3 protein-coding genes are annotated in these 13,863 nt (G+C 41.1%); 1 reads left to right on the forward strand and 2 read right to left on the reverse strand.

What is annotated here, in order from left to right:
* Positions 1–336: 336 nt before the first annotated feature.
* Positions 337–1,773 carry an NADP-dependent isocitrate dehydrogenase gene (locus O9295_RS07910; protein ID WP_288032599.1) on the forward strand — a complete coding sequence of 479 codons (1,437 nt, stop codon included), beginning with the start codon at positions 337–339 and terminating at the stop codon, positions 1,771–1,773.
* 212 nt (positions 1,774–1,985) lie between these two features.
* On the opposite strand, the gene O9295_RS07915 is transcribed toward O9295_RS07910, so the two are convergent.
* Together O9295_RS07915 and O9295_RS07920 are read right to left on the reverse strand one after the other, a co-directional pair.
* Positions 1,986–2,534 carry a PEP-CTERM sorting domain-containing protein gene (locus O9295_RS07915; protein WP_288032600.1) on the reverse strand — a complete coding sequence of 183 codons (549 nt, stop codon included), beginning with the start codon at positions 2,532–2,534 and terminating at the stop codon, positions 1,986–1,988.
* Positions 2,535–2,576: 42 nt separating this feature from the next.
* Positions 2,577–13,697 (reverse strand): cadherin-like domain-containing protein, encoded by an 11,121-nt coding sequence (locus O9295_RS07920; protein ID WP_288032602.1) that lies wholly within the window; start codon positions 13,695–13,697, stop codon positions 2,577–2,579.
* Between the last annotated feature and the right edge of the window lie 166 nt (positions 13,698–13,863).

Raw genomic sequence — 13,863 nt, forward strand, 5'->3', positions numbered from 1 at the left:
TGGGAGTGATCGGGGGGAAAATTCCGGGACTTTTTCCCTGAAAATTAGGTAATTGACCCCTTCAAAATCGGTAAAACCCTACACCCCACACCCCACACCCCACACCCTGCCCCCAAGAAAAACTTTTTGCCGCAAACCCTATCTACACATTTGACCGTCGGGCGGGCGGCTCTAGGCTTAACCCTAGTCTCTGTCTCGGTTTCAGGCTTTTCCTCTAGGTTGTTTTGACGGAGATGCCAGCAAAGGAATCTTTAAGAAATTACCCAAAATCCCTGAGTATAGATATTGACGGCGCTAGACTCCCAACGTATAGATAAATACTGTTTCTGGAAGCCCATGACTGTGAGCTACGAAAAAATCACCCCACCGACAACAGGCTCGACAATTACTTTTTCTGACGGAAAACCTCTAGTTCCCGACGATCCCATCATTCCCTTCATTCGCGGTGACGGTACGGGAGTCGATATCTGGCCCGCAACCGAAAAAGTTATCGATGCAGCGATCGCCACAGCCTACGCTGGTCAAAGGAAAATCCATTGGTTTAAAGTCTATGCTGGCGATGAAGCTTGCGAAATCTACGGGACCTATCAATATCTACCCCAAGATACCTTGACAGCGATTAAAGAATATGGTATTGCCATCAAGGGTCCCTTGACCACTCCGATCGGTGGCGGCATTCGTTCCCTGAATGTGGCTTTGCGGCAGATTTTTGACCTTTATGCCTGTGTTCGTCCCTGTCGTTACTATGCGGGAACCCCTTCCCCCCATAAAACCCCGGAAAAACTCGATGTCATCGTCTATCGGGAAAATACCGAGGATATTTATCTCGGCATCGAATGGAAACAAGGCACGGAAATCGCCGATAAACTGATTAATTATCTCAACACGGAACTAATTCCCGCCACTCCCGAACACGGGAAAAAACAAATTCCCCTCGATGCGGGTATCGGTATCAAACCGATTAGTAAGACAGGTTCCCAAAGATTAGTCCGCCGGGCGATCGAACGAGCGCTGACTTTACCGAAACCGAAAAATCAGGTTACTCTCGTCCATAAGGGTAACATTATGAAATATACCGAAGGGGCGTTTCGGGATTGGGGTTACGAATTAGCTAAAAGTGAATTCCGGGATGTGTGCGTCACCGAGATGGAATCATGGATCCTGAGCAATAAGGAGAAAAACCCTGATCTGAGCATCGAAGATAACGCCCGCATGGTGGAACCGGGTTATGATGCCCTCACGGACGAGAAAAAAGCCAAAATCTGCCAAGAAGTGACCAGTGTTCTCGATGCTATCTGGGAAACCCACGGCCATGGCCAGTGGAAAGATAAAATTATGGTCAACGATCGCATTGCCGATAGTATCTTCCAACAGATCCAAACCCGTCCCGATGAATACTCGATCCTCGCCACCATGAACCTGAATGGCGATTATCTCTCCGATGCGGCAGCGGCGATCGTGGGTGGTTTAGGGATGGGACCTGGGGCGAATATTGGCGATACTTGCGCTATTTTTGAGGCAACCCACGGCACAGCCCCTAAACACGCCGGTTTAGACCGAATTAACCCCGGTTCGGTGATTCTTTCTGGGGTGATGATGTTGGAATACATGGGATGGCAAGAAGCGGCCGATTTGATTAAAAAAGGCATCGCAGCAGCGATCGCTAATCGACAAGTTACCTACGATTTAGCGCGTCTGATGGAACCTCCCGTTAATCCTCCCCTGAAATGTTCCGAATTTGCCGATGCGATTATCTCCCATTTTGGGGATTAATTTTCTGGTTAGGGTAGCCTGAAAACTGCCCTATTTTTCGGAAAATCCCGTAACTACCGAGGTCTTGACAAATTAGGAAAAAACCAGAACTTCCCCCTTGAGAACTTGAGTTAAAACTTGTAGGATGTTTTGACCTTGTTTTCTGGCCGTAGAAATTAGAGAACGAATAAATCCCCTTGTTCGCAAGGGCGAACATCCGTTAAAACGGATGGCTAACCCTCGCTCATGATTTCTTGGTTTTCGCCTTTCAGTTTTCGCTTCAAGAAAACACAGGAGCTAAAAGTGGTCGCCAAGCCAACGAGAGTAGATGGTTCGGGTATAGTAGTAGGAGGTTGCGACACACCCGTAACGGAGCCACTGACTACATGGCCATTAAAGTCACTGGTAATATTATTGAGAAGAATTGTTCCACCTGCTGTAGTTAAGGGAGAGTCAAAAACTAAAGAGAGACTATTCAACCCATTTAACCAGTCAATTGCTTGGATTCCACTGCCACTAGGAGTTGCCAAACTAATATTAATTACGTCAGCCGCCGTCAAAGTCAGTCCGTCAATCATCAGGTTACTGAAAGTAATATTAGGAGCCGTACTGTTTTCATTATCAATGGTAAAACTTCCTGTAATCCCAGTAGCCGGATTGCTGTTAATACTACCATTATTAATCGTCCAGGTCAGTGCCTGGGCTGGCAGGTGAGCGGAAAAAGTGCTGGCTAAAAGTGCTGTCGTGGCAGCCAGAAGCAAGTTGGCTGGCTTAGTCTTCATTAATTGACTCCTTTGTCAGATCGGTTCGATTTGGGTGGGTAACTAGAGAGTGACAAACCATTGAGGATGAGCGTCAAATCCCGTAACAGGATTGCCGAGATTATCTGTTACTTGAGCTAATGCTTCGATGCCAGAAAGAATCTGATTACTATTAAAGCTCAATTGTCCGAAGTTTAGTCCACTTAGGGCAAAGAGATCGCCTTCAAGAGCATTGAAGTCGAGAATGCGATCGCTGCCATTCCCCGCTGCGAGGACAAAGCGATCGGCACCGCTGCCACCGGAGAGGATATCCAGTCCAGCGCCGCCGTCGAGGAGATCATCCCCTTCTTCTCCATACAGTTTATCGAAATCTCCCCCACCGTAGAGGCTATCGTTACCGATCCCGCCTTTGAGGATATCGCGTTGGTTGGAACCAATGATGAGATCGTCGCCGCCGCCGCTTTCAAGGCGCTGATAGCCTAACTGGTTAGAGGCATCAAGGTAGTCATCTTGCTCTGTCCCTTGCGTGGTCCCACCACTGGGGGGAACAATGATAGGAACTGGATTGAAAATATGAAGGATGACAGTAGTGATATTAGAGTCAGCTAAACTATCATTCACTTTGTAGGTAAAGCTATCGGTTCCAACAAAGTCAGTATTAGGAGTATAACTGAAGGAGCCATCTGAATTGAGAGTTAGATTTCCGTTGCTGGGGTTAGTTTCAATAACTGCTGTTAGAGGCTGATTTCCAGTATCGGTATCGTTGTTTAAAACTCCGGCTGCTGGAATGTTGAGAGTGGTGTTGCGGAGGGTATTGTAACTATCTGGATTAGCGATTGGTGCGTCATTAATTGGATTGACGGTTAGGGTGACAGTAGTGATATTAGAGTCAGCTAAACCATCATTAACCTGGTAAGTAAAGCTATCGGTTCCAAAGAAGTTAGTATTAGGAGTATAGTTGAAAGAGCCATCAGGATTAAGGGTGAGGATTCCCTTGGCTACCGTACTCACCAAATTGACTGTTAAACTATCATTTTCTGCATCCGTATCATTCCCTTTGACTCCGAGAGCATTGATGGTTAAAGTAGTGTCTTCATCGAGACTGTAACTATCTGGATTAGCTACGGGTGCGTCGTTAATTGGATTGACGGTTAGGGTGACGGTAGCAGTGTCAGTGCCACCGTTTCCGTCGCTGAGAGTGTAGGTGAAGCTGTCGGTGGTAATTTCTCCGTTCTTTAAGGCTTCAAATTGACCGTTGGGATTATAAGTTAATGTACCATTGGTGTTGAGGGTTAATAGCGCACCGGAGGATAAAATAATCTGAGTGCCTACATTAGCCGTATTACTGTTAACAGCAGTAACGGTGAGAGAATCTTTATCTGGATCGCTGTCAGCACCACTTCCGTTGTTAATTAGCACGTTGCCAGTTACGATGGTATCTTCGTTGGTGGCGAGTGCATCATCTTGAGCGATTGGCGGATTGTTAATGGCTGTGATGATTGCGAAAGTTGCTGTTTTGGCTGCATCTCCACTATTTCCTGCGGGATCTTGAAGGGTGTTAGTATTGACAGTTAATTGATAGTTTCCAGTCGTTCTGGTTAACTCTGTAAGTCCTTTAATTCGATAAGTTGTACCAGAGAGATATTCAACGGTAACAGCATCAGTAATCAGATTTTCGCCATTATTGCGTCGTAAGGTAATGTCGGTATAGTCAAAAGTAGAGAGGTTGATCGCTTCAGAGAAACGAAGATCGATAGAATTAATTGGTGTAGCAATGGGAGTTTGGGGAATATTGAGAAATTCAAGTAAGGTAGGAGTAATGATATCGGCAAAGAGATTAAAGTTCGTCGTGGTAATATTACCTGCGGGATCGATAATTTGAATATCTAAGTTTCTGGTTCCCGATGAAGGTAACTGAATTGTGCTACTGAATTGGGTATTATTAACGGATGCTTGTCCTAAGCTTTGATTGAGAGTACGATCGATCAAGAAGACGCTTAAACCCGTTTCGCTAAGAGATCCTGTGAGGTTTAGGGTAGTAGTGTTAACTAGGTTTTGACTGTTAGGGGTAATAGTTTTATTGCCTACTTTAAGGTTACTAGGTGCATCGGGTGGAGTGGTATCCATTACCCAAATTTCTGCTGCACTTCCTAGGCCTAAATTTCCTGATAAATCTTTAATTTCATTTCCATTAACTGTTAGGGTGTAAGTTCCTTCAGTTTGGGTTAAGTTATTCAGTCCATTAATCCGGTAGGTTGTATCATTAACTGGAGTAATTGTGACGGTATTATTAATTAGATTGCTGCCACTGTTACGGGTGAGGGTAATATCTTCCCAAGTGAAGGAACTTAAATCAATCGCTTCCGAGAGGGTGACATCGAGGGAAGAAACGGGAATATTGCGAGTATCAATCTGCAAGTCTCGAATATCTGTAACAGTGGGTGGAGTATTATCTGCATTTCCAGTAGCAGTTTTAACCCAAGTTTCACTGAGTAAACCTGTCCCCAGTTTACCGTCTAAATCCTTAATTTCATTAGCGTTGACGGTTAATTGATAGTCTCCATCAATGTTAGTAAGATTTTCTAAGCCTGTCACTTGATAGCGCGTAGTTGAAAGAGGAATAATAGAGACAACATTAGTAATTAAATTTGTCCCATTGTTGAGGGTTAAGCTGAGATCAGTATAATCAAAAGTGCTTGCTTGAATCGGTTCGGAGAAATCAATAGCGATTGCGTTTACCGCAGTAGAACGAGGATCGGGAGTAACATCAATAATATCTGTTACTGTGGGGCCACCAGAGGTGTAAATAATTGTATAGTTACTGTTGCCAGCGTTAGCGTTGTAGTCAAGTAGATGTAGAATATTTTCGTAGATAGGACGACCTGTAGCGGGGAAAGTTCGGTCAGTTGTCCAGACGTTATCTAATTTAATAGACGTTCCATCAGACCGCAAAACTTGAGCTATTTCTAAACTACCATTACTAGGATCTGCTAGGTGTAAATATGTCCAACCACTATTGACATTGACGATAATTTGTGCCTGTTGATTGTTGATGGTTGCTGTTGCATTGGTAAGGACGTTTACGGGTGCAGTTGTGCCATTGCTGAAGTAGAGAATATCAGGATAGAAGTTAGCATCAAAGGTATCATTAACTAAGAAGTCAGGTAGGTTATCACTATCCACATTAACCTGATGGGTGAGTTCGTGAATTTTGACTTCTTTAATTAGGGATAGTTCAGGTTTGCCGAGATCGTTAATATGTTCAAAGGTGGCGTTATATTCGGTGAATTTACCCTGTAAAGAAGATTTGAATAACCAATCAGCAACGGCGGTTTTTCCCGCTTCAATATTGCCGAAATTAACGGTTAAGGAGGGGGTAATGGATTCTGTGCCGATTTGAGTACCGATGATATTAAAATCAATCAGTAAGCCTTTTTCGTTGTCGATAATCTTGGGTTGTGCGGAGGAGATGTGGAGGGTTTTAGCTGTACCTTTACCTTGATTTTTGACTAGAATACCAAGGGAGAAGGGAACGGATGGTTCAATTTCAACTGTAAAAGGATCGTCAGCAAAGACATCTCGTTGATGGAAGTAATCGAGGTATAATTCTGCTTGTGGGAAGACAGTAACAGGAGTTGAAAGCAGAGGAACAGTGATATTATTGCCATTTTCTTTATAGCTTAAGCTGCCGCCGATGCTGTAAATAGTAGGTTCATTGGGTGCAGCGTTTCCTGTGGGAATAAATGTCCATTCTGCACTTCCTGAAGTGTTGGCTAATATTGTTCCTGTTCCATCAACTGCGGTAAGGTTAGAAAGGGTAGGGTTAGTGATACCAAATAGATTGTTAACGGTGTTTCCTTGACTGTCTTTGATGTTGATAGTAACGGTGATATTTTCTAGGTTATTGGTGTCGTTACCATTGTCAATTTTTAATGTTCCAAGGAATCCGGAACGAGTCATGATTGCCTCTTGGTTAATTTGCAGTTTAACTTGAGCGCAGACTGAACCTTGATTACAAGAATTAGATTGTATCTCTATTGGAACACTGCTAACAATAGGACTAATAGAACTAACTTCACCATTTCCAGGATTAAATCCGCCATTCACGGGATTAAATCCAACACCACCAAAACTGATAGGTATTGAGGACAGTAATGCACAATTTCCTTCAACATTATTGATAGCAATTGGTGTAGATTTCAAGACTAGGTTTGACCCACAGGAATAGTCATAAGTTAAAGAAGCAGGAATTCCACAGGAAACAACTCCATTGCTTGTATCCGCAATTCTCGTAATTCTTACCGGAACAGTCAGCGAACTTTTCGCACCTAAAGTTCCAATATTTTCAATTAAAGGCTCAATTTTATAGAAAGGATGTTCACCAAAATTCAACCGAACATCATTGGCTGCAATTAATCCATGATTGGTAACTGTCATGTCAACTTGCATCATTTGGCCGACAACTTGCAGGTTTATTAAATCAATTAATGGCGGGTCAATTGTTACAGTAGGAATGGGATTAGCAATACTGCCACTACTACCATCTAAAGCAGGAACGTGCGTTTCAAAAACACTTTCAATAGTGATAGTATATTTATCTTCAATTTCTGTAGGAACAACTCGCCATACATATTTAACCGTTTGACGAGATAAGAAAGATTCTATATCCTCGGTTTCTCCTGCTTTAATTTGAATTGTTTGAGTGTAAGAATCGTGGCTTTTAGCTTGAACTTCTAACTGATAATATCCTTCAGTAAGATTATCCCAAGATACCATTCCCGTTGCATCTGTGGTGATGCGTCGGACTTCGTTTCCGGTAATATAATCTCGGAGAATAATCGTAGCATCTTTTAATTTAGGTGCAGATTCGGTAAAGAATGTCAACTCATCGACAACAGTAATTTGTAAGCTACCAACTGCATCGGAAACCGCACGGAAGCTGAAAGGTAAAGACAAATCGCCATCATTTCCGACGACATCTAAGACGAGATTGCCGTTATAAACCGTTAGCGGTAAATTGGTATCAGGAGTGAGTAATAAAGTAACTTTGCTTGATTCTCCCGGATTAAGAGAAGATAGCTTGACAGGTGAGACTAATTTTAACCAAGGTGCATCAGGAAGAATTACTTGAACGTCTCCTGTGGCAATTCCGCCATTGTTTGTTACTTCAAATTCAATGGGAGTTTGTTGTCCTCGTAACATCCCATTGCTGAGAAGGTTTGTATCCGCAACTAAATGAGGAACAATGCGACGCAGATTAATCGTAACAGGAAGAGTTGTGCTTACGCCTTCTGCACTGGTGAGATTAATATTAAATGTGTCTTGAGTAATAGCTGAATTATTGGGTGCAGTAATGGTGTAAGTAATGGGTAAATTGCTATTCCCTGCTAAGGTATTGGCTGCATTAACTTGTATATTCCAATCTTGAGGCGCACCTTCGATGGTGTAAGTAATCCCTGTAATGGGAATATCCGTTAAATTTTGTAGGGTTGCTGTTGCATTAAAGGGTGAATCAGCATTAATTTGATAGTAAGTGCTGCTTGTGTTAAAGCGCATTCCTAAGAGTTTAAAGCTATCTTCTGCGGTGCTGTCTTCGCTACTGTAATTAGGGAAATAGGCATTAATTTGATATTGTCCCCCTTCTCCGGGTAAGGGTTGAAATTCCTTGACAAAGTTGCCATTTCCATCAGTAAAAGCGGTTAATTCGCGAACAGTCCCGTTATATTTAATGGCGATGGTGACAAATTCGTAGGGAACAGCAGAGTTATCACTATTACTGAAGGCTTTACCCTGTAAAATAACTTTGTTTCCTGTTACTCCAATTTCGGTATCAGTAGAAACAGTAGCACGATAGGCAGGAGTAATATTAATAGAGGTAATAGTGGTATTATTGTTTTCACCTAATCCGATCCCTTCATTAATAGTATTTGCTGTATCAGTTTGAGCGATTAAATAGTATTGTCCGGGAGTTTTGGGGATGAAAAATGGGAGATTACGTTCGTAGAATAAGCCTGTGGGAATTGTTCCAGAAAATTGATAGTTGTCTAAAAATATATCTTGGTTGGTTTCTAAGGTGGTATCAGTAGAAAGATAAATTTTATCTGTCCAAGTACCCTTTGCTTCACTTAATCCTTGATTGACAACTCGATAGGTGAAGCTGCCTTGTTTTCCAGTTAATAAAGGTGTGGACGCACTTAGATTAACTATTTTCAAATCGGGGACATTAATATCAGCAACGTTGATGGTATCTGTACCTTGACTAAAGCCTGTGGCTGTGGCAGTAATAGTAACAGTTTGAATGCCATCAGGGATGTTATCATTGACTGCATTTAGGGTAAAGGTTGCTGATGCTTGATTGGCGGGAATAATAACTTGATTGGGGACGGTTATTTCACTGGTATCATTGGAAGCGAGAGTAACAATTAAATCTTCATCGGTGACAATACTGCGAGTAATGGTTGCCGTTGCTGCGTTATTTCCTGCGTTTTCAGCAACAGTATCTTTATCAATCGCAAGACTTAAACTAGGAGTTAATCCGTTGTCAACAATGGTGAGAGTCGCTGTATTTTGACTGCCAATAGTTGCGCTACCTGTAGGGTTAACAAGGGTTAAATTGACGGTTTCATCGGGTTCGGAGATAATATCATTTCTGACAGGAATATTAATAATTTTGCTCTTTTCTCCGTCAGCAAAAGAGATATTCAGAGAAGTTTGGGTGTAGTCATCAGGATAGGCTGCGCTTCCGCCGTCGAGATTAATGGTTGCACCAACAACACCCGTCAGTCTGCCAATGCGGTTAACGCTGACGGCAGCGATTGCGGTTCCATCTTCGCGTATAGTAAAGTTAGGCGCACTAAATGCCAGTTGGACATCATCATCTAAGATGGTGACAGTGGCACTATTTTGATTGCCAATAGTTGCGCCACCTGTGGGATTTGTTAAAGTAATGGTAAAGGTTTCATTACTTTCAACTTGAGTATCATTGATGATAGGAACAAAGTTACTTCCTTGGCTTCCTGCTAATTGAACAGGAATAATTTTACTTATTTCATTTTCACCTAAGATAACAGTAATAGGTGAACTGAGAAAGTCAGAAGTAGTGAGATGAAGTCCACAGGCGCAGCCTTTGGCAGTACCATTAGTAAAGGTGATGGTTGCTCCGACTGTTCCTGTTTTGCGTCCAGCACGAGTTACGATGATGTCAGTAACGGCGGTTCCATCTTCACTAACGGTATAGTTAGCGGCACTGAAGTTAAGCTGTACGTCATCATCAAGAATGGTTAAAGTAGCGGTTTTTTGTGTGCCTAAGATTGCGCCATTGGTGGGATTAGTTAGGGTAAGATTGATGGTTTCGGTATTCTCAACAAAGGTGTCATTGGTGATAGGAACGGTGACAATTTTTTCGGTTTCGCCGTTAGCGAATGTGACGGTAATAGAGGTTTTATCGTAATCGTCTGGGGTAGCTGTTCCGTTAGTCAAATCAATGGTTGCGCTAACTTCTCCTTGACTGCCACCTATACGAATTATCTTAACTTGATTAACGGGTGTTCCGTCTTCGTTAACGTTAAATTGAGCGTTACTAAAGGCTAATGTTCCGGGTTCAGGTACATCAATTAGGTTAATTATGAAAGATTGGTCATAGCTTAATCCACCTGAATCTTTACTACGGATGGTAACTGGATAACTGCTATTAGTTTCATAGTCTAATTTACTACCATCAGCGACAATTAATTGATTATTATTAATAGCAAAGCGTCCATCGGCGTTGTTAATTAATTCGTAGGTGTGGGTATCACCTAAATCAGCGTCAGTGGTGGTTAATGTGCCGATAATTGTTCCATTATTACTATTTTCTGGGATGTTGGTGTTACTAAGTTGAATAGCTGTAGGTATTTCGTTAAGGTTATTGACAGTAATATTAAAGGTTTTGACTAAATCTAAACCGCCTTTATCTGTAACTTTAACAGTGATGTTGTGGTTAGTGTTAGTTTCCGCATCCAGTAAGTTACTGTTAGCAACTCGTAATTCATTACCAACAATAGTAAAGCGACCATTTGCATTATCTAATAAGGTGTAAGTGAAGGTATCATTTACGTCAGGGTCAGTAGTATTTAGAACACCAATAACAGTATTATTGGGACTATTTTCGTCAACTTTATTGTTACTCAGTTGTAAGTCTGTAGGTGTATCGTTAACATTATTAATGGTGATGTTAAAAGTAGAAATAGGTGGGTCGCTGGTATTAAATTTTCGTGCATAGATACCGTTTCCACTACCATCTTGATTTTCTGATGTCCAAGTAATGATAACAGAACTTCCATCTGCTAAGGTTGTTATGGCAGGAAACCATTGATTATTAGCAGTGTATTGATTTATGGCAAATTCATTACCAATCCTATTACAATTAGCGTCAAATTGCTGTCCATAAATACCATAACCACTACCATCTTGATTTTGAGATTGCCAAACTTCTAAGAATCCACCATTACTTAAAGCAGTTACAGATTGATAAAATTGATTTCCAGTGGTATAAGTATTAATTAGAAATTCCCTGCCTATTTTATTGCCAGTGGAGTCAAATTTTTGTCCATGAACACCATAACCACTACCATCAATACCATTTCCATTCCAGTCTCCAGATTCGTAAGTAACAACAAATCCACCATCAGTTAAGGCTGCTATTTTTGGTTCAGAATAATCATAATAAGGACTAGAATGAATTTGAAATTCACTGCCTAAGTTATTACCATTGTTGTCATAACGCTGTCCATAAAGACCCCAATGACCATTATTTTGAGGATAGGATTGCCAAGCAACGATTAAATCACCATTATTTAGGGTTATTGCGGCCGCTTCTATTTGGATTCCAGGGGTATAAGTATTAATTGGGAAATTAGTACCTACTTTATTGCCATTAGCATCATAGCGTTGTCCATAAATATTACCATTAACATCTCCTGATTCAGATGCCCAAGTGACAAAGAAACCACCATCATTAAGAGTTGTTACTGAAGGATAGGGTTCCCACCATTGGGTATCTTGAGTATAGGTACTAATTTGAAATTCACTGCCTACTTTATTGCCATTAGCATCATAGCGTTGTCCATAAATGGGATTACCACTTCCATCTTGTAATTTAGATGCCCAAACCACAACAAAACCGCCACTATTTAAAGCTGTAATTGAGGGGTTATATTGAGCATTTTGAGTGTAGGTATTAACTGGAAATTCACTGCCTATTTTATTACTATTAATGTCGTAACGTTGCCCATAGATTCCCCAATCACTGCCATCTTGTCCTTGGGATGACCAAACAATTACAAAGCCACCATCTTTTAAAGCTGTTGTTGATGATTGATGGTAGTTATCATGAAATCCTTGATTATTAGTTGTATAGGTATTAACCTGAAATTCATTTTTGACATCGGCAAGGGTAAATTTGAAGTTATCAGAGGTTGTTTCACTGCCATTATGTTGATAGGTTAAAAGACCATTATCTAAATTAGCTTGAGTGAAAGTATCACCTAGTTTTAAGATATTCGTGCTAAGAATTAACTGACCGTTATCAGGTAAATCAGTTAAGGTATAAATAATGTCTGTGGGTTGTTTATTCGTTTCAACAGCTTTAAGGACAGTATTATTAATCAGTTTTGTTTGTCCTTCATCAAGGGTGATTCCCTGATTAACTTCGTTGTCAACAATAGTTAAAGTTGCTTTGTCTTGTGTGCCTATTGTTGCGGCACCTGTGGCATTTGTTAGGGTTATATTAATGGTTTCATTGCCTTCAAATTGAATGTCATCAACAATTGGAATAGTAATCGTTTTCGATGTTTCGCCATTAGTAAATGTAACTGTAATGGGTGCGTTATTATAGTCTAATGGTGCTGTTGCTGTGCTATTGCTTGGGGTAACAGTAACGCTGACTTCTCCTTTTGTATTAAGGCTACGGTTTAGCGTAATTTCGGTGATAGGTGTTCCGTCTTCTTTGACTGTATAAGTAGCTTGACTGAAAGCAATTACACTAGAATCAGCCACATCAATTAGGTTAATATCAAAAGATTTATCGTAGGTTAATCCGCCTTGATCTTGCGTCCGAATAGTGATAGTATGCTTTTGATTAGTTTCGTAATCTAATTTAGTTCCATCAGCGACAATTAACTGATTACCATTAATGGCAAAACGTACCCCTGCATTATCAACTAAGCTGTAAGTAAAGGTATCATTTACATCAGGATCAGTGGTGTTTAATGTGCCGATAACTGTATTATTGACACTATTTTCCTCAATACTATTCTTACTCAGTTGGATATTTGTCGGAGATTCATTAACATTAACTACCGTAATTGTCAAGGTTTTTTCTAAACTTAAATTACCTGCATCAGTGGCTTTAATAGTGATGTTATGACTGGTATTTGTTTCATAATTCAATAAACTGCTGTTAGCCACTTGTAATTGATTTCCAAACAGTTTAAAGCGTCCCCCTGCATCATCAATTAAAGTCAAGGTATGGGTATCATTGGGGTCAGGGTCACTAATGCTAAATTGCCCGATAATTGTATTATTAGGACTGTTTTCGTTGATATTATAATTAGTGAGTTGAATATTTGTTGGCGCGTCGTTATTGGCATTATTGATAGTGAAATTCACGGTTGAAATACTGACTAAAGCATCGGCACCAAAAACACGATAGGTAAAGCTATCTGTACCGACATAATCCGCATTGGGGGTGTAGGTAAATGAACCATCAGCAGCGAGACTGAGGGTTCCGTGATTGGTGGTGGTGACGGTTTCAACGCTGAGAGGTTGTCCGGTAATGTTAATGTCGTTAGCTAATACGCCTTGTGCAGCGGCAATTGTGAGGGTACTATCTTCATTGAGTAGGTAAGCGTCATCTCTGGAAACGGGACGAACTCGGATAAGGCCGCCATTGGTAGCGGTAAAGGTTAAACCTGTAAAGCTAGTTAGGTTAGAAAGGTCGATAATGCTACCCGTTCCATCAGCGATAATTTGAGTATTATTACTATTGAGGGTAGTAACGTCGCTGAGGTCGATGTATCCACCAGTATTAGCGGTGATTTGGTCGATTCCTTGGAGAGTAGTTAGTTTGTCAAGGATGACTGTACCCCCATGACTAACAGTAATAGCAGAAGTGTCTCCAGGGTCATTGTCAACCCAACTGGTCAAACTCGATAAATCAACTATACTATTGCTTCCATCTGCAAGAACTTGTGTGACACCACTGGTAATTTGTTGGACTCCACTCAGGTCAACTAAACCACCATCTAACGCTTGAAGATAAAGGATATAACCATCTCCGACTACAGAACTGTAGTAATAAGAGATTTGAGTT

It is taken from the genome of Microcystis sp. LE18-22.4A, assembly GCF_027531105.1.
GTDB lineage: Bacteria > Cyanobacteriota > Cyanobacteriia > Cyanobacteriales > Microcystaceae > Microcystis > Microcystis aeruginosa.

Coding starts and splice junctions, on each gene's coding strand:
- O9295_RS07910 (WP_288032599.1), top strand. CDS start 337: ATGACTGTGAGCTACGAAAAAATCACCCCACCGACAACAGGCTCGACA.
- O9295_RS07915 (WP_288032600.1), bottom strand. CDS start 2,534: ATGAAGACTAAGCCAGCCAACTTGCTTCTGGCTGCCACGACAGCACTT.